This window comes from Streptomyces sp. NPDC056128 (assembly GCF_042263835.1).
GTDB lineage: Bacteria > Actinomycetota > Actinomycetes > Streptomycetales > Streptomycetaceae > Streptomyces.
Genome location: NZ_JBHJVQ010000001.1, coordinates 1 through 21,660, shown reverse-complemented (window position 1 = coordinate 21,660; position 21,660 = coordinate 1). Strand labels below are relative to the sequence as shown.

The window sequence follows — 21,660 nt, the reverse complement described above, 5'->3', positions numbered from 1 at the left end:
ACGTCGGTCAGGGCGTCGGCACGAGGGGCCCCCTGGGCACGGGCGAGGGCAGGGGCGGGGCCGGGATCCGGTCGGGGAGGAAGCCGTGGGTGCGGCCCGCCAGGTACTCGGCCTTGTAGCGCGGGACGCTCCGGTGCCAGTTGAGGATGCCGGCCATCCAGTTCTGCAGGTCGGTCACGTAGCCGCGCATGATGCCGCGCGCCTCGTCGGAGAGCTGGAAGTCGTCGTATACGACGGGCAGTTCGTGCGCGACGACGTGCTCGAACTGGCGCATGCGCTGGTTCATCAGGTCCTGTACGACCCGCAGGGCGGCCGGGTAGTCGACGCCGAAGAAGTTCTGCACGACGAGGACCGCGTTGTGGATCTCGCCCTCGTACTCGATCTCCTTCTGGTACGAGAAGACGTCGTTGAGCAGGCACGCGTAGTCGATCGCCGCGTTCTCCAGGGAGCGGACCGGGCCGGTGCGGTAGACCTCGGGCGGTACGGCGGGCCCGTGTCCGGCGCGGCACAGGCCCAGCGTGAGGTCGGAGCCGAAGGTGGCGCGCCGCATCTCCAGGTAGTCCACCGGGTCGGGGACGCGGTTCTGGATCTGGTTGGCCAGCTCCCACACCCAGGCCTCGGTCATCTTGTCGACGGCCGCCTTCAGGGGGCGTCGCTCCTCGGGCGTCATCCCGGCCGTCGTGCGCGCCCACAGGTCGATCAGGGAGCGCTCCATGGCGTTGCCGGGCGGCGGGACCGGTTCGCCGTCGAGCGGCATGCAGGCCGAGAGCCGGGCCGTGGTGAGCCGGGCGGCGGCCAGGTCGCGGCGGTGTCCGTAGACGAGCGGGTAGTAGTCGTCGCCGTAGGTCCCGAAGGCCAGCCAGTCGGAGGCCAGGTCGAGCTGGTCCTGGGTGGCGTTCGGGTCGAGACCGGCGGCGCACAGGGGGAGGTCGCAGCTCGCGAGCTTGTCCTCGTCCCAGACGCCCTCGCCGAGGATGCCCATCCGGTGCGACCAGGCGAGGAGATGGAGCCGGGAGCCCTCCAGGGCGGGGCTCAGCTCCAGGGGGTACGGCATGCGGATGTCGGGGATGACCGACGGGCCGACCTTCTGGAAGGGGACGTGCGTGTAGGGCCGGACCCGCCGGGCGGCGGTGGCGGCGAGCAGGGCGCCGACGTCGGCGGCGGAGGTGCCGGGGCCGGTGAGCGCCTGCCAGCCGGCGGCGGGCCTGGCCCCCTTGTTCATGTACCGGCTGGAGCGCATGTGCCATTCGTGGCCGCCGGACTGCCAGTCCTGGAGGCCCTTGGCGTACGCCCCGACGGCGGCGGCCTCGGGCGGGGTGAGTCCGTTCTCCAGGGCCACGGCGGGCACTTCGGTGAACGCGGTGTGCTCGAACTGGTGCAGGCGGGAGGTGAGGACGTCGTTGACCAGTTCGGCGGCCTCCTGGGTGGTGCAGCCGAAGAAGGTCTCCAGGACCAGCACCCCGTTGCTCAGCTCACCCTCGTCCTCGACCTCGCGCTGGTAGGAGAAGAGGTCGTTGCGCAGGTGCACGCCGTCGGAGAACGTCTCCATCAGCACCCGGAGCGGCCGGGTCCCGGCGACGGCCGCGGGCACCTCGGCGGTCGCGTACTCCACGAGCCCCGCCGACCAGGGGGCGCCGCCGACCTTGCGGCGCATCTCGATGTACTCGACGGGGTTGGCGATCCGCCCCTCGTTGATGTTGGACAGCTCCCACAGGGACTCGTTGAGCAGGTGCTCGGTCGCGACGGCGAAGCGGCGGCGCCAGTCGGCCGACATCGCGGGCACCGTGCGGGTCCAGAGGTCGGCGAGTCCGGCCTCGACCGGGTTCTCCGGCTCGGGCGTCCCGGTGGTGAGGTCGAGCGGCATGAACAGCGGCAGCCGGTCCAGGTGGGCCTTGCCCCCGACGCGGTCCTGGGTGCGCTTGAACCGCTCCAGGAAGTGGTCGTCGAAGAAGAAGACCCACACGTACCAGTCGGTGATCAGGGAGAGCGCCGGCCCGTCGCAGTCGGGGTGGGTGTAGGCGCAGAGCAGTCCGTAGTCGTGTGCGTCGAGGTCGGACTGCTCCCAGACCTCGGAGCCCTCCAGCATGCCCATCTCGCGCGCCCACGCCGTCGAGTGGGCGCGGGCCTCGTAGAGATGCGGGTTGAGCCGCGCGGGATGCGGCAGGTAGAAGTGCGGGAGTTCGAAGGGCTGTTGCGTCATGGCCCGGCACTACCCAGGGCCCCGAGGGCACATCCACCCGACGGCACATGATCACACCATCGCGTGAAAGAGCGCGGAACGCGGGAACTCCGCGCTCAGGTCCTGACCTGGATCAGGGCGTGCGTCCCGCCGGTCCGCCAGCGCCGATCCGCGCCGGACTCCAGCGCCGCCTCGGTCTTCCCCGTCAGGCCGGTGATCACATCGGACTTGAGGGTGCGCAGGGCGGCGACGGGACCCGGGAAGTACGCGGTGACGTCCGCGAAGGGCGTGGTCGGCGGCCACCACCGGTCGCCCACCAGGCGGCGGTAGTTGAGGTCGCCCTTGAGGACGGTGACGGTGGCCGCGGCGAACTCCGCGCGCAGGTCGTCGGGCATGTCCGCGTACGGCAGCGGGGCGCAGGAGAAGGGGTGGGCGCGGACGGTGACGCGCCCGTCCCGCAGCGCGGTCCACAGCCGCCGCCCGTACTCCTCGGCCGTGCCGCCCGCCGCCACCAGCCGCCGCAGCGCGTCGAGCACGTCGGTGGGCGTGGCGTCGGAGACGTAGTACGGATGCGGCTTGACGTGCAGGACCGCCCGGTCGACGCGGCCCTCGGCGAGCAGGTGGGAGACGAGGAGCAGGTCGGGGACGAGTTCGCGGCCCGCGTTGTCGGCGACGAGGCACAGGGTGTGCGGTCCCGCCGTGCCCGGTCCTGCGGAGGGCGGGAGCAGGGACCACAGGGCGTCGCTGTCGTCGCACACGAGGGCCTCCACCTGCTCCCCGGTGCCGGTGCCGCCCTCGGAGAGACGGAAGCCGAGGTCCGCCCGGTTGCCCCAGAGCGAGCCGTGCAGCAGGGCCCGGGTCCGCTCGTCGGCGGGCAGGGCGGCGAGGCCGTCGAGCGCGGCGAGTTCCTCGTCCGTCGCGGGGTCGTCGAGTTCGGCGAGCTTGGCGGGGCGGAAGGGGTCGACGCCCTGCCAGGTGCCGGGGGCGAAGTACCCGACGGCGTCGAGGAGCCGGCGGTAGAAGTGGCTCTCGGCCCACAGCCAGGGCACGTCGTACCAGGAGCGGCCGGCGTACGCGTCCAGGCCCCACCGCGCCCAGCGGTCCCGGTCGCGGGGGTCGGCGTCGGCGGGCAGCGGTTCGATCACGCCGTCGGCACAGCATGCGAGCAGCGCGTCGAGGGCGCGCAGCCGTTCGGGGCCGTAGGGGAACGCGTCGCGCACCTGCCGGACGATGGCGGGGTGCCGGTCGGCGAGCACACCGTGCGGGAAGGACCCGGGCTCGTCGGCGAGGATGACGGGGGCGGGCGCGGACGGGGTGTCGGGCATGCGCCTCACCGTATCGCGCGGGCCGGTCCGTTCAGGCGGACGCGGTCTCGCGCTCCAGGCGCGCCGCGAGGGTGACGTAGCGGGCGCGACGGGTCACCGGCACCATGCCGCGGATGAGGATGTGCCACATCTCGGCCAGGCGGCGGGGCTGGCGCCCGGCCGGTTCCAGGGTCCCGCTGACCACGCGGGTGCCGACGATGGAGCAGACGAGGGTGTGGGCGACGGAGTCGACGTCGATGTCCGGATGCAGGTCGGACTGCCGGACGGCGTCGAGGAGCCGGGAGGTGGCGATCTCCCGCCACTCGGTGAAGGGGTGCGGCAGCGGCGGCCGTACCGGCACGCCCGCGGTGGCGAGCCGCAGACCGGCGCGGAGCACCGGCCCCTCCTCGCACAGCCGGGCCATGCCGAAGGTGAGGCGCATCAGCGCCTCCAGCGAGGTGTAGCCGCGCCCGCCCAGGTCCGTGGCGAGTTGGCGCGAGGTCCTGGACTGGATCTCCATGATGGCGTGGGCGAGGTCTTCCTTCGCCGCGAAGTGGAAGTACAGGGCGCCCTTGGTGACCCCGGCGTGGGCCACGATCTCGCTGAGGCTGGTCGACTCGTAGCCGTGACGGTCGAACAGGTCGGCGGCGGCGCCGACGATCGTCGCGCGGGTCTGCTCGGCGCGTAGCTGCCTCGCCATCGGCTGAACTCTCCTGGGCTGGAACGCAACAGGCCGTGCGGCCTGCCTTTACCCCCTGTACACGATAACTCACCGATAACTGACCGTCAGATAGTCCTCCTTGCGACCCCCGTCGCGGACGTCGGGAAAGCACCGTTGGCCACCTGTCCCGTTCATCACGATGCGGCACCGACAACTCACACCTGGTCGCTGGTCACTTGACTACCAGCGGTCACTCACGGTTTGCTCCGGCCAGGCGAGATTCACCCGGTTGGCGCAGCGACACGTGGCTCCGGGCCACCTCGCCCCGTTCCTCCTGCTCGGCCGCACAGCGAGGTGCCCCCACCCCCATGAGTACTCCTCCCCCGCCCACCCACTCCCCCGGCCCGCTGCGCGCCGCGGCCCTCGCCGCGGCCGTCTGTCTGCTGGCGGCCGGCTGCTCCGCCCTCGGCGGGGACGAGGACGGCTCGACGGCGGACGCCGCCGGCGGGTCCGGCGCCGACCGGATGAAGGTCGTCATGGTCACCCACGGCGGTGAGGGCGACGCGTTCTGGGACCGGGTGCGCAAGGGCGCCGAGGCGGCGGCGGCCAAGGACGGCATCGACCTGACATACGCGGGCGACGCCGACACCGCCGACCAGGCCGACCTGGTGCGGGACGCGGTCCGCGACAAGGTGGACGGCATCGCCCTGACGCTGGCCAAGCCGCAGGCGATGAAGGCGCCGGTCGCCGAGGCCAAGGCGGCCGGGATCCCCGTGGTCGGCCTCAACTCCGGTATGGACGCCTGGCGGTCGACGGGACTCCTCGGATACTTCGGGCAGGACGAGAGCGTCGCGGGCCGGGCCGTCGGCGACAAACTCAACGACCTCAAGGCGAAACACGCCCTGTGCGTCATCCACGAGCGTGGCAACGTTGCCGTGGAGGCCCGCTGCGCCGGCGTGAAGAAGACGTTCAAGGGCGAGACCGAGATGCTCTACGTCGAGGGCACCGACATGAAGGCGGTCGGCGCCGCGGTCACCGCGCGGCTGCGCCAGGACCCCAGCATCGACGAAGTCGTCATGAACGGCGCGGCGTTCGCCCTCACCGCGGTCAAGTCGGTCGACGAGGCGGGCAGCAGCGCCAACGTGGCCACCTTCGACCTCGACAACGACCTGGTCGCCGCCGTCAAACGCGGGGACGTCCAGTTCGCGGTGGACCAGCAGCCGTATCTCCAGGGCTATCTCGCGGTGGACGCGCTCTGGCTGTACAAGACCAACGGCAACGTCAGCGGCGGCGGAGTGGCGCCCGTGCTGACCGGCCCCGCGTTCGTGACCCGCACGAACGCCGACACGGTCGCGAAGTTCGCCGCGGGCGGCACCCGGTGACCGGGCCCCGCCGCCGCCGGCTCCCCCGCAGCTCCGACATCCTCCCCCGATGATCGCCTAGGACGACGATGCCCGCACGGAAGGGAGCCCGGCGCCGCCTCGGCTCCATACGTCTCTCCCTGATCCTCCTGGCCCTGGTTCCCGGCGTCACGCTGGCCGCCGTGTGGGGGGTGACGACGATCCAGATGTTCTCGGAGGGCCTGCGGCTGCGCGCGCAGACGGAACTGAGCCGCGACACCGGGGCCATGGGCACCGAGGCGACGCTCGCCCTGCAGAAGGAGCGCAGCCTGTCGGCCGCCTGGCTGGCCGCGCCCGAGGGCGACCGGGCGGAACTGGAGGCGCAGCGCAGGAAGACGGACGAGGCGGTCGCCCAGCTGGTCGGCCAGTCCGACGCGATCGAGCACGCGCCCTCCCGGGTCTCGGACCGGCTGTACTCGGTGCTCGGCTCGGTGGGCAGCCTGGAGTACTACCGCAACCAGGTCGACGACCCGAGCGACATCACCCCGGAGCAGGCGCTCGACCAGTACACCTCGATCGTCGACGAGCAGGTCCACGCCTTCCAGGAACTGTCCCAGGTCGACGACGGCGACCTCACCTCGCAGGCCGGCCCGCTGGTCGCCCTGGAGCACGCGGCGGAACTGGCCTCCCAGGAGGACGCCCGGCTCACCCTGGCCTGGCCGTCCGACCGGATGGACGAGCAGCAGTGGGCGCACTTCGCGCAACTGGTGCACACCCGGCGCTGGCTGGTCCAGGACCAGATCGTCCCCTCCCTGAGCGGCAGCGCGAAGACGCAGACCGAGCGGATCCTCGCCAGCCCCGAGTGGCAGACCCTCCAGAAGGTCGAGGACCAGGTGCTCGCGGCCCGCGCGGCGGACGGCGCGGACCGGATCGACCTGCCGGACCTGCGGGAGCAGTGGACCGCGGCGTTCGCGAAGGTCTCCGACGCGTACGGGAAACTGATCCGGCAGCAGACGGGCGGGCTCCTCGACCGCAGCGCCGACGAGGCGCGCCAGCTGCTGATCACGGCCGCCTCCCTCAGCGCCGGCGGCCTGGTCGCCCTGCTCCTGTGCGTCGGCATGTCCTGGCGCATCACGCGCTCGCTGTCGAGGCGGCTGCGCGGGCTGCGGCTGGCCACGCTGAGCCTGGCCGAGGAGCGGCTGCCGGACGTGGTGGCGCGACTGGAGCGGGGCGAGAAGGTGGACGTGGAGTCGGCGACCCCGCCGCTGGACTACGGCCGCGACGAACTCGGCCAGGTCGCCCAGGCGTTCAACACGGCGCAGCGCACCGCCGTGCACACCGCCGTCGAACTGGCCGACACCCGGCGCGGCTTCCAGAAGGTGATCCTGGGCATCGCCCGGCAGAGCCAGAACCTGGTCAACATGCAGCTCGGCAAGCTGGACGCCCTGGAGCGCGAGCACACCGACCCCGAGATCCTGAAGGGTCTGTACGAACTGGACTCCACGGCCAGCCAGTTGCGCCGGTACGAGGAGAACCTCGTCATCATCAGCGGCGAGCAGCCCAGGCGCACCTGGCGCGAGCCCGTCTCGCTGGTCGACATCCTGCGCAGCGCCGTCGGTGAGGTGGCCGAGTACCAGCGCGTGGAGCTGCACACCGACGAGGAGGTGGCGCTCGCGCCGCCCGCGGTCGCCGACGTGATCCACCTGCTCGCCGAGCTGATCGACAACGCGACGGCCTACTCCCCCGCGCCCAACCCGGTCGGGGTGCGCGCGGCGCTGGTGGCCAAGGGGCTGGCCGTGGAGATCGAGGACCGCGGGCTCGGGCTGTCCGAGGAGGACTACGCGGCGTTCAACGAGCAGTTGGCGGTGGCCCCGCAGTTCGACGTGGTGGCGCTCGCCGACGACCTGCGGCTCGGCATGTTCGTCGTCGCCCGCCTCGCGCACCGGCACGGCATCACCGTCACGCTGCGTTCCTCGCCCTACGGCGGGACCACGGCGATCGTGCTGATCCCGCACGACATCGTGGTGCGGGAGCCGGTCGACGAGGCGCCCGCCGCAGCCGCGTCGGCGTTGGCGGACGGGCCGGGCTCCGGGGGCTCCACGTCCGGTGAGTCCATCGGCCCCGCCGCGTCGGGCCCGTCGGAGCGGGACCCGGTCCCCGCCGGGCCGATCGTACGGCCGCGGCCGGTACCGGCGAGCCGGGCCGAACCCGCCACGCCCGCCGCCCCAGGAGGCTCCGCCTCTGCCCCTGCCCCTGCCTCTGCCTCTGCCTCTGCCGCCGAGCCGAACGGCCTCGCGCCGCTGCCCCGCAGGGTTCCGCAGACCAGCCTCGCCGCCGAACTGCGGGACGAGGACACCGTCGGCGGCCGGGACGACGCGCCCGACGACTATGCCGACTTCACGGCCGAGCGCGCCGCGTCGTCCCTCGGCGGATTCCAGCGCGGCACGCTGCGGGCCCAGGCCGACGACGCCTCCGACGACACCGACGACACCGACGAGCAGGTGTTCTCCTCCTCCGCCGCCCCCTCCACTCCCACCGCCGACCGCCGACCGCCGACGAAGGACACCCGATGACCCGACCCTCCCCCGCCACGCACACCGAGCTGGACCAGTTGCTCACCGGACTCGTGGAGCGGGTCGCCGACGTGAACCAGGCGGTGGTGCTCTCCGAGGACGGGCTGGTGGTCAGCAAGTCCACCGGGTTCCTGCGGGACGACGCCGAGCGGCTGGCGGCGACCGCGTCGGGCCTGATGAGCCTCAGCAAGGGCGTCAGCATGGACTTCCGCGGCGGCCCGGTGCGTCAGGCGCTGATCGAGATGGCCAACAGCTACCTGATCCTCAGCTCCGCGGGTCCCGGCGCCCACCTGGTCGTGCTCACCGGGCCGAACGCGGACGTCGGTGTGGTGGCGTACCAGATGAACATGCTGGTGAAGAAGATCGGCGAGCACCTGAGCGCGGCACCGCGGGCCACCGCCCGCCCCGGCGAGTGACGTGACCGGAGGCGAGACGGGGGGCCGGCTCGTGCGGCCGTTCACCCTGACCGGCGGCCGGACCCGGCCCAGCCGCGCCGACTTCACCCTCATCACGACGGTGACCGCGGTCGACCCCCAGCCCACCCGGGGCGCGCGGCCGCAGCCCGAGCACCTGCGGATCCTGCGGCTGTGCGCCGAGCCGGTGGCCGTGGCGGAGGTCGCGGCCCGCCTCGACCTGCCGGTGAGCGTGGTGGTCATCCTCCTCTCCGACCTGCTGGAGGCCGGCCGGATCACCGCCCGGCCGCCGCACCTCGTCTCCCGCGCCAACCCGGACCTGGACCTGCTGCAGAAAGTGAGGGACGGCCTTGGCCGGCTCTGACCGCGCCGGTGAGGCGCCCACGGCATCGGCGCGCGCGACCGCGCCCGACGCCGTCAAGATCCTGATCGCCGGCGGTTTCGGCGTCGGCAAGACCACCATGGTGGGCTCGGTCAGCGAGATCGCCCCGCTGCGCACCGAGGAACCGCTGACCGCGGCGGGACTCGACGTCGACGACCTCGCCGGCATCGAGGAGAAGCGGGCCACCACCGTGGCCCTGGACTTCGGGCGGATCACCATCGGCCGGGAACTGGTGCTGTACCTCTTCGGCACGCCCGGTCAGCAGCGGTTCTGGTTCATGTGGAACGACCTGGCGATCGGCGCGCTCGGGGCGGTGGTGCTGGTCGACGTCCGCAGGCCCGAGTCGAGCTTCGCGGCCATCGACTTCTTCGAGCGGCGGGGCATCCCGTTCGTGGTCGGCGTCAACGGCTTCCACGGGCGGCATCCGTACCCGGCGGCGGAGATCCGGGAGGCCCTCGCGCTGCCGGAGCACGTGCAGGTGCTGCTGTGCGACGCGCGGGAGCGGACCTCCAGCCGGGACGTCCTCATCGCCCTGATCGACCAGCTGATCGACGCCGCGACCGGGGCCGCGGCGTCGTAGCCGGTCGTCTGCGGGCGTCCGTCAGATGAGACCCGCGGACTTGAGCCACTCCTTGGCCACGTCCAGCGGGTCCTTCTTGTCCAGCTGGACCTGGGCGTCCAGGTCCAGGAGGGTCTTGGTGTCCAGCTTGGCGGAGACCGCGTTGAGCGTGGCCACGCCCTCCTTGGACAGCCCGTCCTTGGTGACCAGCGGGGTCACGTTCGCGTAGCCGAAGAGGTTCTCCGGGTCCTTCAGGACGACGAACTTCTCCTTGATGATGGTCGGGTCGGTGGTGAAGACGTCCGCCGCCTGCACGGTGTTCTTCGTCAGCGCGGACTGGGTCAGCGGGCCGCCCGCGTCGAGCGCCTTGAAGGACTTGAACTTCAGCCCGTACACCGACTCCAGGCCCTTCAAGCCCTGCTGCCGGGTCTGGAACTCGGGCGAGCCGCCGATCGTCAGGTCCGGGGCGACGTCCTTGAGGTCGGCGAGGGTCGACTCGGCGGTGAGTCCGTACTTCTTCGCGGTCTCGGCGTTGACGCTCACCGAGTCCTTGTTCTCGGCCGGCGAGGACTCCAGCACGGTCAGCTTCTTGTCGAGCTTGGCCTTCACGGCCTCGTTGACCGCGTCGGCGGACTCCTGCTGGGCCTCGGGGTCGAGGTAGGCCAGCAGGGAGCCGTTGTACTCGGGCAGCACCGTGACCGAGCCGTTCTTCATCAGGCCGTACGTCGTCTCCCTGCTGCCTATGTTGTGCTTGTAGGTGACCTTGAGGCCCTTGGCCTTCAGCGCCTCGCCGTAGATGTCGGCGAGCAGGGTGCTCTCGGCGAAGTTGTTCGAGCCGACGACGACGGTGCCGGCCTTCGCCTTCTCGCCGGCCAGCGGATTGTCGGACGTGTCGTCGGAGCCGGAGGAACAGCCCGCGAGCAGCGCCGCCGCGGCGGTGAGCGCGACGGCCGCCGCGCCGGAGTGCCTCGTCCTGGACCAGCTGCTCTTCCTGGTAGAAGTCATCCGTCGATCCAAACGAGCCACATGTCGGTCAGTCAAGAACGGCCTGGTTACGGTTTCTTTTACGGCGGTCACAGCCGCCGCTTCTCAGCGCCGCCGCACGCCCGGTGACACCGCCAGCCGTCCCGCCGCCCAGAACGCCGCGAGGGTGACCAGCGCCAGGAGTGCCACCAGTGTGGCGCCGCCGACCACCTTCTCGTAGTCGCGCTGGTAGAGGCCGTCGATGATGTACCGGCCGATCCCGCCGAGGGAGACGTACGCCGCGATGGTCGCCGTCGACACGACCTGGATGGCGGCGGAGCGCAGCCCGCTGAGGACGAGCGGCAGGGCGACGGGCAGTTCCACCCGGAACAGGATGCTCGACTCGTGCATGCCCATGCCGCGCGCGGCGTCCACGGGTGAGGGGTCGACGGAGCGGACCGCCTCGTAGGTGGTCACCAGGATCGGCGGGATCGCGAGGATGACCAGCGGGACCATCACGGGCAGCAGGCCGATGCCGACCACGACGGCGATCAGCACCAGCAGACCGAAGCTGGGCAGCGCGCGGGCGGCGGTGGCGACGAACGCGACGGCGTTGCCGCCGCGCCCGGTGTGCCCGGTCAGCAGCCCGATGGGCAGGCCGATCGCGGTGGCGAGGCCGAGGGCCATCAGCGTGTACTGGACGTGCTCCAGCAGGCGCTGCGGGATGCCGTCGTAGCCGTGCCAGTGGGCGCTGTCGCTGAAGAAGGCGTTGACGAAGTTGAGTACGTTCACCGGGCCGACGCCTCCTTCGGCTCGGGCTGTTCCTGCCGGGCGGCGGACTCCTTGGGGCGCCGGCCCTTGCCGCGCGGCATCCACGGGGTCAGCAGGTTCCGGATCAGGACGAGCACCGCGTCGCACAGGACGGCCAGTACGGCGGTGGTCAGGACGGAGTTGACCGCCAGTTCCGGCCGGCCGTACTTCTGGGCGTCCGCGAGCAGGTTGCCGAGGGCGCCCTGGTTGCCGATCAGGGCGCCGACGCTGACCAGCGAGATGCTCGCCGACACGGCGACGCGGAGCCCGGCGAGGATGGCGGGCACCGCGATCGGCAACTGCACCTGGAGATAGCGCCGTACCGGACCGAAGCCCATCGCGGTCGACGCGGCCAGGGTCTCCTCGGGCACCGACCGCACGCCGTCCACGATCGCCGGGACCAGCACGACCAGGCTGTACACGGCCAACGGGATCATCACCGTCAGCTCGGTCTGGCCGGTGTAGTCGATGAGGACGACGAAGACGGCCAGCGACGGGACGGCGTAGAAGACGGTGGTCACGCCGAGCACCGGCGGGTACAGCCAGCGGAAGCGCACGCACAGCTGGGCGACGGGCAGCGCGGCCAGCAGTCCGGCCAGCACCGGCAGCAGCGCCTCGCGCAGGTGCAGACCGATCAGGCCGAAGTAGGTGTTGTCGAGGTCGCTCGGGATGTCGAAGAAGCCGTTCACGGCGCGACCTTCGTGACCTCGGCGGACCCGGCGATGGACGCCCGGGCGGTGGCCGTGCCGTCGTGGGCGGCGCGGATCGCCTCGGCGATGGTCTGCTGGGAGACGACCCCGGTCACCCGGCCGTCGGCGTCCACGGCGACCGCCCAGCCGGTGGGCGAGAGGACGGCGCAGTCCAGGGCGGCGCGCAGCGAGTCCGTGCCGGGCGTGAAGGGCCGCCCGTGGGACAGCAGCCGCTCGGGGGCGATGTCCCCGGCGGTCAGGTCCTCCGGCCGGGCCCAGCCCAGCGGCCTGTCGTCCGCGTCGGTCACCAGCAGGTGGGGGGCGTCGGCCGCGGCGGGCGGCGCCTCGGTGGCGCCGGTGCGCACGACCGGGTCGCGGGTCAGCTCCAGGCCGGCGGACGGGAAGAAGGAGAGCCGCCGGATGCCGCGGTCGGCGCCGAGGAAGTCCTCGACGAACTCGTCCGCGGGGTCGGACAGCAGCTCGGCGGGCGGCGCGAACTGGGCCAGCCGGCCGCCGGTGCGCATCACCGCGACCATGGTGCCCAGCTTGATGGCCTCGTCGATGTCGTGCGTGACGAAGACGATGGTCTTGCCCAGTTCGTCCTGGATGCGCAGGAGTTCGTCCTGGAGTCCCTTGCGGACCACGGGGTCGACGGCAGAGAACGGCTCGTCCATGAGCAGTACCGGCGGGTCGGCGGCGAGCGCCCGGGCCACGCCGACGCGCTGCTGCTGACCGCCGGAGAGCTGGTACGGGTAGCGCTTGCCGAGGGAGGCGTCCAGCCCCACGCGTTCCATCAGCTCGGCCGCGCGTTCCCGGGACTTCTGCTTGCCCCAGCCGATCATGCGGGGCACGGTCGCGATGTTGTCGAGGATCGTCCGGTGCTGGAAGAGCCCGGCGTTCTGGATGACGTAGCCCATCGAGCGGCGCAGTGTGGTGACCGGCTGCCGGCCGAGGTCCTCGCCGTCGAGGAGGATGGTGCCCTCGGTGGGCTCGACCATCCTGTTGATCATTCGCAGGGTCGTCGTCTTGCCGCAGCCCGAGGGTCCGACGAGGACGGTTATCGCGCGGTCGGGTATCTCCAGCGACAGGTGGTCGACCGCCACGGTGCCGTCCGGGTACCGCTTGGTGACTGAGTCCATCCGTATCAAAACGCCGAATACCCTTCGGGTCTGGCAGAAGCTGCCCGCTCCGGCCGCGGTCGGTGGGGCCGTCGCCGGTCGAGTGTAGACGGCGGATCTGCGGGGCCCGTTGGTCCGGGGCGACTCCTTCCCCCTGGCCGGGCGTTCACACCGGGCCGTTTCCGTGCTCCTCTCCGTCCTCGTCGTCACCCGCGAGCGGCAGGCCGGGCGTCCGCAGCACCCGGCGCCGCGCGTCCACCGCGAACACCTCGCACCCCTCGCGCGCGGCGGCCCACTCGACGCCGTCGGTGCCCATCGCGAACGCCGCCGTGGCGACCGCGTCCGCCTCGGTGAGCGTCGGCGCCACGACGGTCACGCCGAGCAGCCCGGTCGCCGGACGGCCGGTGCGCCCGTCGACGATGTGGTCGCCGCGCTCGTAGCGGGCGGAGGTGGCGACCGCGGCGTCGGTGAGCCGCAGCACGGCGCAGAGCCGGTCGGTGTGTTCGGGGTGGCGGACGCCGACCCGCCAGGGGCCGCCGGCGGCGACCACGTCACCGCCGGCGTTGAGGCAGAACCGCTGGGCCCCGGCCGCGCGCAGCGACTCGGCGGCCCGCTGCACCGACCAGCCCTTGACGACCGCGCAGGGGTCCAGGCCCCGTCCGGGCAGCCGGACGTCGAAGGCGCCGCCGGTCGCGACCCGGTACTCCTCGCACAGGGCCAGCACCTCCCGCAGGTCGTCGCTGACGCGCGGCACTTCGCCCCGGTCGAGCCGCGAGACCTCGCTGTCCGGGCGGAACGGGCTGAAGCGGGCGTCGACTTCCCGCAGCCACGCGAAGACGGCGTCCGCGGCCTCGACGGGCAGGCCGGGGTCGTCGGCCCGCAGCGACACCGGGAAGCCCATGACGTGCTCGATCCGTCGCACGTCAGGCACCCCGGGCGTCGATGGCGGCCTGGAGGGACTCCCGGTAGCCGTCGCTGGTGACGGTGGCGCCGGAGACGGTGTCCACGTCGGCGCTCTGCGCGTCGAGGGTCTCCTCGATCAGCGTCGGCACGGCGGCCGTGGTCTGCGGGTGGTCGGGCTGCCGGAGCATGCGGACGGCGGTGATGCGCCGGTCCTGGAAGGTCACCTCCACCTGCACGGGGCCCTTCTCGGTGTCGACGGTGGTGCCCGCGACCACGGTGGCCCCGGCGGGCGTCGCGGAGGGGGCGGTGGACGGGGCGACGGCGGCCTCGTCCGCCGTGGGGTGGGCGGGGGCGTAGCGCCAGACCGGCACGAGACCGGCGATGCTCAGGACCAGGACGGGCAGTGCGCGTTTCACGGTGCGGTGGTTCCTCTCATCCGGCCAGGCTGAAGCGTTCGGCGTGTATCTGCGGCCGGGGGACGCCCAGTTCGCGCAGGGTGCGCAGCAGCGCGCCGGTCATGCCGGGCGGTCCGCAGACGTAGACGTCCCGTTCGGCGATGTCGGGGACGAGTGCGGCGAGGTCGCGCGGGCCCAGCCGGTCCGGCACGGCGGGCCCGGTGACCAGGTGCAGTTCGGCGCCCCTGGCGTGGGCGAGGTCGCGCAGTTCGCCGTAGAGGACGGCGTCGTGGTCGGTGGCCACCCGGTAGACGAGCACCGTGTGGCCGTGCAGTTCCTCCAGCAGGGCCCGGGTCGGGGTGACACCGACGCCTCCGGCGATCAGCAGGGTGTCCGGTCGGGTGCGGTGCAGGGCGGTGAAGGCGCCGTAGGGGCCCTCGGCGAAGACGCGGGTGCCCGGTGTCAGGTGGCGCAGGGCGGCGGTGCCGTCGCCGGCGGTCTTGACGGTGAGCCTCAGCTGGCGGCCGTCGGGGGCCATGGACAGCGAGAAGGGGTTCGCCTGCCACCAGCGGCCCGGGGTCAGGAACCGCCACAGGAAGAACTGTCCGGCGCGCGCGGGCAGCCGGTCGAGGTCGCGGCCGCTCAGGTACACGGAGACGACGTGGTCGTTCTCGGGGACGACGGCGGTGACGCGCAGCCGGTGGCGCAGGTTCCGCCACAGCGGCAGCACGACCCGGCCCGCCAGGACCGCGCCGAGCGCCCCGCCCCACACCGCGTACCAGTAGGTCTTCGCGAAGGGCGAGGCGGTGAAGGTCGTCCCGGCGGCGACCTGGTGGGTGAAGGCCAGCACCACCGCGACGTACGTGTACAGGTGGACGAAGTGCCAGGTCTCGTACGCCATCCTGCGCCGGGCGGCGCGCGCGGAGACGGCGCCCACGACGGTCAGGAGGACCAGGGCGACCAGGGCGCGCAGCACGCCCTCGACGGTCTCGGCGAGGTCGACGAGCTGGTTCAGCGGGTCCAGGGAGGACGACTCGGCGTAGCCGAAGGTGATGAGGACGACGTGGGCGAGCAGCGTCCACAGGACGGCGAACCCGGTCCAGCGGTGCCAGGAGGTCAGCCGGTCCATGCCGATCCGCCGGTCGAACCAGGGCAGCCGGGCCACCAGCACCAGTTGGAAGGCCATCAGCAGGGCGCCGTAGAGCCCGGCGAGCCGGCCGAGGACGACGAGCGTGTTGGCGGCGAAGCCCGCCCGGACGAAGAGGACGGCCACGACGGCCGCGTTGGCGGCGAGGACCGTGTGGAGGCCGGTCCGGGCGACCGCCTTGGGGCGGAGGGCCGGTGTGGGGGGCGGCTTGCGGTGGGGGACGCTCGAAGCAGTGGTCACGGCACCGAGCTTCACCCGCCGGGCCTGTCGTTTTCCTGTCGGGCGACTTTCAAGTACTTATCGATCACGGAACGGCTGTCGGCGGGGTATGGGGTGCGGGCGGCCGGTGGCGCAGTATGAGCGGGTGGAAAAAGTACGACTCCTCGTGGTGGACGACGACCCGCCCATCGCCGATCTCGTGGCCACGGTCGCCCGCTACGAGGGCTGGGAGGCGGTCACCGCGAACACCGGCGAGCAGGCGCTGCGGCTGGCCGCCGGGTTCCGTCCGGACATCGTGGTGCTCGACCTGATGCTGCCGGACGTCGACGGCTTCGGCGTCCTGGACCGGCTGCGCCGCTCGGGCACGATGGTGCCGGTGGTGTTCCTGACGGCGCGGGACGGGGTGGCCGACCGGGTGGCGGGGCTGACCCGGGGCGGTGACGACTACCTGGTCAAGCCGTTCGCGGTGGAGGAGCTGATGGCCCGGCTGCGGACGGTGCTGCGGCGCAGCGCCGGGCCGGGGTTCCAGCGGTCGGTGCTGCGGGTGGCGGACCTGGCGATGGACGAGGACACGCGCGAGGTGCGGCGCGGCGAGCGGCGGCTGTCGCTGACCCCGACCGAGTACGAGGTGCTGCGCTACCTGATGCGCAAGTCGCCGACGGTGCTGACGAAGGCGCAGATCCTCGACCATGTGTGGGAGTACGGGTTCGGCGGCCGGTCCAACGTCGTCGAGCTGGTCGTCAGCCGGCTGCGGCGCAAGCTCGACGACACGGGTGAGCCGCTGATCCAGACGGTGCGGGGCTTCGGATACGCGATCCGGGAGGCGGCCCGGTGATACGGCGGTGGTGGCGCGCCTACCGGGGGCTGCGGCTCGGGACCCGGCTGGCGCTGGGCCTCGGGGTGCTGTCGCTGGTGGTGTTCGCGGTGGTCGGCACGGTGCTGACCGCGTACATGCGGGACTACCTGGAGCGGCAGCTCGCCGACCAGATGAAGCTGGTGCAGGTCGTGCAGTCCAAGGACGCGGCGACGCACGGCACGGTGCAACGCAAGCCGTACTACGGCTGGTACACGGCCGTGTACGACGTCTCCGGCGGCGCGGCCGACCTGCGCACGCCCGCCGAGGTGCCGGCCGACAGCCGGGCCCTGACCGACCTGGCGCGGACGATGGCCCGCTCGGAGGAGGACATCACCCGCACCGTGCGGATCGGCGGGCACGGCCCCTACCTGCTGCGCGCCTGCGAGGTGGAGCCCGGGGTGGTGCTGGTCAGCGCGGCGCCCATGGGGGACGTCGAGGACACCGTCGACCAGCTCGTCACGGTGCAGGTCGTCGCCTTCGGGCTGGCACTGCTCGCCCTCGTGGTGTTCGGGCGGCGGATGCTGCGGCGCGGCCTGAAGCCGCTGAGCGACATGGCGAGCACGGCGCACGGCATCGCCTCGCACGACCTGACCGAGTCCGCGGCCCGGCTCCCGCTGCGGGCCGACGGGCGGGACGGCGGGCAGGAGGTGGCGGAGCTGCGGACCGCGTTCAACACGATGCTGGAGCACATCGACGCGTCGCTGGCGGTGCGGGCGGAGGCGGAGCAGCGGCTGCGCCGGTTCGTCGCCGACGCCTCGCACGAGCTGCGCACGCCGCTGATGTCGGTGCGCGGTTACGCCGACCTCTTCCAGTACGCGGCGGCCAACGAGCCCGCGGAACGGGAGCGGCACCTGGCCCGGCTGCGGGCCGAGGCCGCCCGGATGGGGGTGCTCCTCGACGACCTGCTGCTGCTCGCCCGGCTGGACGCCGACGAGGTGGAGGCGCCGCTGCGCCGGGAGGACGCGGATCTGACGGAGCTGGTGCGGCAGGCCGCGGACGCCTTCCGCGCCGGGCACCCGGACCGTCCGCTGACGGTGCGGACGGGTGCGGCGGTGGTGAAGCTGCGGCTCGACCCGCTGCGGATCCGGCAGGTGCTCGACAACCTGCTCACCAACGCGGCCGTGCACACCCCGCCGGGCACCGCGGTCTCGGTCACCGTCTCCGGCGGGGCGGACGCGGTCCGGGTGTCGGTGGCCGACGCGGGGCCGGGCATCCCGGCGGCGGACCGGGAACGGATCTTCGACCGCTTCTACCGCGTCGACAAGGCCCGCAGCCGCGACCGGGGCGGCAGCGGCCTGGGCCTGTCCGTCGCCGCCTCGCTGGTGCGGGCGCACGGCGGCACGGTCGAGGTGGACGGCGAGCCGGGCGCGACGATGTTCACCGTGACGCTCCCGGCTGCCGCCCGTGACGCGTCCGCCGCCCGGTGACTCAGCCCTCCGCGGGCGTCAGCCGCAGCGAGATGCTGTTGATGCAGTACCGCTGGTCGGTCGGGGTCGGGTAGCCCTCGCCCTGGAAGACGTGCCCGAGGTGGGAGCCGCAGCGGGCGCAGCGCACCTCGGTGCGGACCATCCCGTGCGAGCGGTCCTCGATCAGCTCGACCGCGTCGGTGTCCTTCGGGTCGAAGAAGGACGGCCAGCCGCAGTGCGACTCGAACTTGGTGGTGGAGGTGAACAGCTCCGCGCCGCAGGCCCGGCAGGAGTAGACGCCCTCGGTCTTGGTGTCGGTGTACTCACCGGTGAAGGCCGGTTCGGTGCCGGCCTGGCGCAGCACGGCGTACTCGGCCGGGGCCAGCTCCGCGCGCCACTGCTCGTCCGGCTTCTCGACGTCGTACGACATGAGTCCTCAGCCCCTTAGTTTCCGGTGCTCGACAGCTGGTCCAGGATGCGCGGTCCGAGGTCGGTGACGTCGCCCGCGCCCATGGTGAGAACGAGATCGCCGGCCTTCGCCATTCCCGCGACCACCGCGGGCGCCCCGGCCTTGTCGTGGACCGGGGTGACGTCGGCGCCCGCGGCCCGGGCCGCCTCGATGATCAGGTCGCTGGTGATGCCCGGGATCGGGTCCTCGCGGGCCGGGTAGATGTCCAGGACGACCGAGGCGTCCGCCAGGGACAGCGCCTGGCCCATCTCCTTGCCCAGTTCCTGGGTGCGGGAGAAGAGGTGCGGCTGGAAGAGGACCAGGATGCGGGCGTCGCCGACCGCGGCGCGCATGGCCTCCAGGTCGGCCGTCATCTCGGTGGGGTGGTGCGCGTAGGAGTCGACGACCTGGACGCCGGCAGCCTCGCCCTTGAGCTGGAGGCGCCGCTTGACGCCCGTGTAGGCGGCCAGGGCGGGGGCCAGCTCGGCGGCGGGGACGCCGAGGGCGGCGCCCGCGGCGAGGGCGGCGACGGCGTTGTGGGCGTAGTGGCGGCCGGGGACGGAGACCGCGAAGGTCAGCTCCGTGCCGTCCAGCACCACCGTGACCTCGCTCTTCAGGCCCTGCGGGACGACCGACAGGATGCGCACGTCGGCGTCCTCGGACTCGCCGTACGTCACGGTCCGCACCTTGCCGGCCAGGCGGCGGGTCAGCTCCCGGGCGCCCTGCTGGTCGGCCGCGATCACCAGGGTGCCGCCGGGGACGATCCGGTCGGCGAAGGTCTCGAAGGACTCGTAGATCTCGTCCATCGAGGCGTAGTTGGCGTGGTGGTCCAGCTCGACGTTGAGGACGATGGCGACCTCGGGGGCGTACTTGTGGAAGCTGCGGTCGCTTTCGTCCGCCTCGGCGACGAAGATCTCGCCGTCGCCGTGCAGGGCGTTGGAGCCGGGCGTGTCCAGGTCGCCCCCGATGGCGTACGAGGGGTTCAGGCCCAGCTCGGACAGGCTGACCGCCAGCATCGAGGTGGTGGTGGTCTTGCCGTGGGTGCCGGCGACCGCGATCGGGCGCGCGCCGTTCATCAGGGCGGCGAGGGCGTCGGAGCGGTGCACGACCGGGACGCCCAGCTCGGCGGCGCGGGCCAGCTCCGGGTTGTCCTCGCGGATCGCCGACGAGACGACCACGCAGCTCGCGTCGTCGGCGAGGTGCTCCGCCGCGTGCCCGATGTGCACGGTGGCGCCCAGGGCGCGCAGCGCCTCGGCGGTCGCGGACTCCTTTGCGTCGCTGCCCGCCACCTGGGCGCCGCGCTGGGCGAGGATCTTGGCGATGCCCGACATTCCGGCGCCGCCGATGCCGATGAAGTGCGGTCGGTCCATGGCGGTGGGAAGGCCGGGTGCCATGTGCTGTTCTCCCAGGGGTGCGGCGGGTGGTCTGCTGGTGGGCGCGCCCCCTGGGCGGGGGCGCGGCACCAGCCTATGCCTTGCTGTGGGAGAACAGTTTCAGGACCGGCACGCCGACCTTGTGCCGGGCCCGGGAGGCCCAGTCGCGGTGGAAGAACTCCTCCACGTAGTGCGGGTCGGTCAGGACGATCACCTCGTCGGCGCCGATCTCCAGGACCAGGGACTTCAGCTCGTCCAGCGGATGGTCCTCGATCAGCCGGCCGTCCGCCTCGGCGCCGGAGGCGCGCAGGGCGGTGAGGGACACCTCCAGTGCGCGCCGGCCGACGCTCTGCGCGTCGTCGCCCTCCGGCGTCTCGCCCTCCCGGACGGCGTCGTCCAGTTCGCCGAGCGCGACGTCGTCGATCGCTCTCAGCAGCCTGTCGGCCTGATCGCCGCGCGGCTGGAGCAGCACGTGGAAGGCGACCGTCTCCTCGCCGTGCAAGGTGGTGACGAACTCCACGTCGGCGGACGTCAGGGCCTTCTCGATCATCAAAACGCTTGTGAACACCAGGCGCCCCTTCTCCTTCGAGGGCCCGTGGGCCCACCCTCCGTAGGCCGAACCGAACCCTGCGGAAACCATCCTGCCCCGTGATCGCACGGGTACTGCCGGAATCAGTGTGCCCGGCGCGGACTAAACGGAACGGGAGATTCCGTCGATTCCCGGATGTGCGGTAACGACCGAACCCGTGTCCGGTGGCCGTCGCCTGCCCGGGACGGGGGGTCCTAGTCGCGCCGGTAGCGACTGAAGAGGAAACCTTCCTCCTCCAGGAGCGACGCCAGGGCGAACCGGCGCGGCACCTCCACCGGGGGCCCGCCCGCGATCCGCTGGGCGTCCCCGGCGGTGAGCATCGGGGACACGGTCAGGCACAGCTCGTCGAGCACATCGGCCGCGACGAACTGGCCCAGCAGCCGCGGGCCGCCCTCGGTCAGCAGCCGGGTGTGTCCGAGCCCGGCCAGCGCGCTGACGGCGCGGACGGGGTCCACACCGGCACCGTCCCCGGCGATCACGACCCGGGCGCCCGCCTTATCTGCGGCCGTGATCCGGTCAGGGGGCGCGGCGGCCCCGGTCAGGATCAGGGTGGGCACCAGCGGGGACGTGAACAGCGGCAGGGAGAGGTCCAACTCCAGGCTCGCGCTGACCACCGCGACCGCGGGCACGGGCGTCTGCCCGGCCGCCCGCCGCGCCTCGGCGAACTCCGCACGCGCGCGTGCGGGCCGGTACCCCTCCTGCCGTACGGTCTCGGCGCCGGCGACCACCACGTCGGCGAGGGCGCGCAGGGTGCCGAAGACGCGCATGTCGGCCGCGCTGGAGATGGGCTGGGAACGGCCCTCGTGCTGGGCGGCGCCGTCGAGGGTGGACACCATGTTGGCCCGCAGCCACGCCGCACGCCGCCCGTCCGGCGCGGGGTAGGCGTAGGCCTCCGCCAGCTCGGCCAGGCTCCACTCCCGATCACCCCCGTCGGGGCCAGGGCCCGGCCCGGGGCCGGCTGTCCGATCGATCACAGGGAACAGACGTCGCATGCGATGCAGTCTTCCACGCCCCGGGACCCCGAACCGGCCGGGTCGTGCGGCCCCGGGCCGCATCCACCACCAGCCGACGCCGGGGGGCGCCGCACGCCCGAACCGGCCGCAGCCACCAGGCAGCGCCGGGGGCGCCCGGTCCGCGCACCCGGCCAGGCCCGGCACCCCAGCGTCCGAGCACGCGGCCGATCCGGCCCCGGAGCCGTCGGTGGGGGCGGTGGGGCCGACGGTCCGTCGGTCCGGCGGTCCGTCGGTCCGGCGGTCCGGCGGTCCGGCGGTCCGGCGGTCCGGCGGTCCGGCGGTCCGGCGGTCCGGCGGTCCGGCGGGGACAGGGTCTGCCG

General features: G+C 72.8%; 21 protein-coding genes. 7 read left to right on the top strand and 14 right to left on the bottom strand.

All coding sequences use genetic code 11. The features are described 5' to 3' along the window. Window positions 1-7: 7 nt before the first annotated feature. From cyc2 to ACFC1X_RS00095, 3 genes are all read right to left on the bottom strand, one after another. Window positions 8-2,200, bottom strand: a complete 2,193-nt coding sequence (gene cyc2 / locus ACFC1X_RS00105) for a germacradienol/geosmin synthase Cyc2 (RefSeq protein ID WP_376347302.1) — start codon at window positions 2,198-2,200, stop codon at window positions 8-10. 95 nt (window positions 2,201-2,295) lie between these two features. Next, window positions 2,296-3,504 carry a damage-control phosphatase ARMT1 family protein gene (locus ACFC1X_RS00100; RefSeq protein ID WP_376347300.1) on the bottom strand — a complete coding sequence of 403 codons (1,209 nt, stop codon included), beginning with the start codon at window positions 3,502-3,504 and terminating at the stop codon, window positions 2,296-2,298. Between the two features lie 31 nt (window positions 3,505-3,535). After that, window positions 3,536-4,183 carry a ScbR family autoregulator-binding transcription factor gene (locus ACFC1X_RS00095; protein ID WP_122618297.1) on the bottom strand — a complete coding sequence of 216 codons (648 nt, stop codon included), beginning with the start codon at window positions 4,181-4,183 and terminating at the stop codon, window positions 3,536-3,538. A gap of 329 nt (window positions 4,184-4,512) precedes the next feature. Between ACFC1X_RS00095 and ACFC1X_RS00090 the strand changes: the two genes are divergently transcribed. The 5 genes from ACFC1X_RS00090 to ACFC1X_RS00070 all read left to right on the top strand — a co-directional run bounded on the left by ACFC1X_RS00090 (window position 4,513) and on the right by ACFC1X_RS00070 (window position 9,432). Further along, on the top strand, window positions 4,513-5,526 hold the full coding sequence (locus tag ACFC1X_RS00090) for a substrate-binding domain-containing protein (protein WP_376347298.1): 1,014 nt from the start codon (window positions 4,513-4,515) through the stop codon (window positions 5,524-5,526). A gap of 68 nt (window positions 5,527-5,594) precedes the next feature. Next, window positions 5,595-8,057 carry a nitrate- and nitrite sensing domain-containing protein gene (locus tag ACFC1X_RS00085; protein ID WP_376347296.1) on the top strand — a complete coding sequence of 821 codons (2,463 nt, stop codon included), beginning with the start codon at window positions 5,595-5,597 and terminating at the stop codon, window positions 8,055-8,057. Beyond that, window positions 8,054-8,473, top strand: a complete 420-nt coding sequence (locus ACFC1X_RS00080) for a roadblock/LC7 domain-containing protein (RefSeq protein ID WP_376347294.1) — start codon at window positions 8,054-8,056, stop codon at window positions 8,471-8,473. The genes ACFC1X_RS00085 and ACFC1X_RS00080 overlap by 4 nt, the downstream gene beginning before the upstream one ends. A 1-nt stretch (window position 8,474) precedes the next feature. Further along, the gene (locus ACFC1X_RS00075) at window positions 8,475-8,834 is read left to right on the top strand and encodes a DUF742 domain-containing protein (protein ID WP_376347292.1); all 360 of its coding nucleotides are present in this window, start codon (window positions 8,475-8,477) and stop codon (window positions 8,832-8,834) included. Further along, window positions 8,821-9,432, top strand: a complete 612-nt coding sequence (locus ACFC1X_RS00070; protein WP_376347290.1) for an ATP/GTP-binding protein — start codon at window positions 8,821-8,823, stop codon at window positions 9,430-9,432. Before ACFC1X_RS00075 ends, ACFC1X_RS00070 begins: the two co-directional genes overlap by 14 nt. Before the next feature lie 21 nt (window positions 9,433-9,453). On the opposite strand, the gene ACFC1X_RS00065 is transcribed toward ACFC1X_RS00070, so the two are convergent. The 7 genes from ACFC1X_RS00065 to ACFC1X_RS00035 form a co-directional block, all read right to left on the bottom strand. Continuing rightward, window positions 9,454-10,416, bottom strand: coding sequence for an ABC transporter substrate-binding protein (locus ACFC1X_RS00065; protein ID WP_376347288.1), 963 nt, complete (start codon window positions 10,414-10,416; stop codon window positions 9,454-9,456). An 84-nt stretch (window positions 10,417-10,500) separates the two neighbouring features. Next, window positions 10,501-11,166: an ABC transporter permease gene (locus ACFC1X_RS00060; RefSeq protein WP_122618303.1), complete on the bottom strand. Its 666-nt coding sequence runs from the start codon at window positions 11,164-11,166 to the stop codon at window positions 10,501-10,503. Beyond that, on the bottom strand, window positions 11,163-11,873 hold the full coding sequence (locus ACFC1X_RS00055; protein WP_376347286.1) for an ABC transporter permease: 711 nt from the start codon (window positions 11,871-11,873) through the stop codon (window positions 11,163-11,165). Before ACFC1X_RS00055 ends, ACFC1X_RS00060 begins: the two co-directional genes overlap by 4 nt. Beyond that, window positions 11,870-13,021 (bottom strand): ABC transporter ATP-binding protein, encoded by a 1,152-nt coding sequence (locus tag ACFC1X_RS00050; protein ID WP_376347284.1) that lies wholly within the window; start codon window positions 13,019-13,021, stop codon window positions 11,870-11,872. Before ACFC1X_RS00050 ends, ACFC1X_RS00055 begins: the two co-directional genes overlap by 4 nt. Window positions 13,022-13,157: 136 nt before the next feature. After that, window positions 13,158-13,913 (bottom strand): FAD:protein FMN transferase, encoded by a 756-nt coding sequence (locus tag ACFC1X_RS00045; RefSeq protein WP_376347282.1) that lies wholly within the window; start codon window positions 13,911-13,913, stop codon window positions 13,158-13,160. Between the two features lies 1 nt (window position 13,914). Next, window positions 13,915-14,310 (bottom strand): FMN-binding protein, encoded by a 396-nt coding sequence (locus ACFC1X_RS00040; RefSeq protein WP_376347280.1) that lies wholly within the window; start codon window positions 14,308-14,310, stop codon window positions 13,915-13,917. 16 nt (window positions 14,311-14,326) lie between these two features. Next, complete coding sequence (locus tag ACFC1X_RS00035; protein WP_376347278.1) at window positions 14,327-15,676, bottom strand: ferric reductase-like transmembrane domain-containing protein; 1,350 nt, start codon at window positions 15,674-15,676, stop codon at window positions 14,327-14,329. Between the two features lie 124 nt (window positions 15,677-15,800). On the opposite strand from ACFC1X_RS00035, the gene ACFC1X_RS00030 reads away from it, so the two are divergent. Together ACFC1X_RS00030 and ACFC1X_RS00025 are read left to right on the top strand one after the other, a co-directional pair. Then, window positions 15,801-16,490, top strand: a complete 690-nt coding sequence (locus tag ACFC1X_RS00030; protein ID WP_376347276.1) for a response regulator transcription factor — start codon at window positions 15,801-15,803, stop codon at window positions 16,488-16,490. Beyond that, window positions 16,487-17,938, top strand: coding sequence for a sensor histidine kinase (locus tag ACFC1X_RS00025; protein WP_376347274.1), 1,452 nt, complete (start codon window positions 16,487-16,489; stop codon window positions 17,936-17,938). Before ACFC1X_RS00030 ends, ACFC1X_RS00025 begins: the two co-directional genes overlap by 4 nt. Before the next feature lies 1 nt (window position 17,939). Here the strand turns inward: ACFC1X_RS00025 and msrB are convergent, their stop codons facing one another. From msrB to ACFC1X_RS00005, 4 genes are all read right to left on the bottom strand, one after another. Continuing rightward, window positions 17,940-18,347, bottom strand: a complete 408-nt coding sequence (gene msrB, locus ACFC1X_RS00020; RefSeq protein ID WP_376347272.1) for a peptide-methionine (R)-S-oxide reductase MsrB — start codon at window positions 18,345-18,347, stop codon at window positions 17,940-17,942. A gap of 14 nt (window positions 18,348-18,361) precedes the next feature. Beyond that, window positions 18,362-19,759: a UDP-N-acetylmuramate--L-alanine ligase gene (gene murC, locus ACFC1X_RS00015; protein WP_376347270.1), complete on the bottom strand. Its 1,398-nt coding sequence runs from the start codon at window positions 19,757-19,759 to the stop codon at window positions 18,362-18,364. 73 nt (window positions 19,760-19,832) lie between these two features. Continuing rightward, window positions 19,833-20,306: an indole-3-glycerol phosphate synthase gene (locus ACFC1X_RS00010; RefSeq protein WP_185832646.1), complete on the bottom strand. Its 474-nt coding sequence runs from the start codon at window positions 20,304-20,306 to the stop codon at window positions 19,833-19,835. Between the two features lie 215 nt (window positions 20,307-20,521). Further along, window positions 20,522-21,319 carry a pyrimidine reductase family protein gene (locus tag ACFC1X_RS00005; protein ID WP_376347268.1) on the bottom strand — a complete coding sequence of 266 codons (798 nt, stop codon included), beginning with the start codon at window positions 21,317-21,319 and terminating at the stop codon, window positions 20,522-20,524. Window positions 21,320-21,660: the final 341 nt, after the last annotated feature.

What these genes read in the sequence shown, in the direction of transcription:
- cyc2 (WP_376347302.1), bottom strand. Translation starts at nt 2,200, where the DNA reads ATGACGCAACAGCCCTTCGAACTCCCGCACTTCTACCTGCCGCATCCC.
- ACFC1X_RS00100 (WP_376347300.1), bottom strand. Translation starts at nt 3,504, where the DNA reads ATGCCCGACACCCCGTCCGCGCCCGCCCCCGTCATCCTCGCCGACGAG.
- ACFC1X_RS00095 (WP_122618297.1), bottom strand. Translation starts at nt 4,183, where the DNA reads ATGGCGAGGCAGCTACGCGCCGAGCAGACCCGCGCGACGATCGTCGGC.
- ACFC1X_RS00090 (WP_376347298.1), top strand. Translation starts at nt 4,513, where the DNA reads ATGAGTACTCCTCCCCCGCCCACCCACTCCCCCGGCCCGCTGCGCGCC.
- ACFC1X_RS00085 (WP_376347296.1), top strand. Translation starts at nt 5,595, where the DNA reads ATGCCCGCACGGAAGGGAGCCCGGCGCCGCCTCGGCTCCATACGTCTC.
- ACFC1X_RS00080 (WP_376347294.1), top strand. Translation starts at nt 8,054, where the DNA reads ATGACCCGACCCTCCCCCGCCACGCACACCGAGCTGGACCAGTTGCTC.
- ACFC1X_RS00065 (WP_376347288.1), bottom strand. Translation starts at nt 10,416, where the DNA reads ATGACTTCTACCAGGAAGAGCAGCTGGTCCAGGACGAGGCACTCCGGC.
- msrB (WP_376347272.1), bottom strand. Translation starts at nt 18,347, where the DNA reads ATGTCGTACGACGTCGAGAAGCCGGACGAGCAGTGGCGCGCGGAGCTG.
- murC (WP_376347270.1), bottom strand. Translation starts at nt 19,759, where the DNA reads ATGGCACCCGGCCTTCCCACCGCCATGGACCGACCGCACTTCATCGGC.
- ACFC1X_RS00005 (WP_376347268.1), bottom strand. Translation starts at nt 21,319, where the DNA reads ATGCGACGTCTGTTCCCTGTGATCGATCGGACAGCCGGCCCCGGGCCG.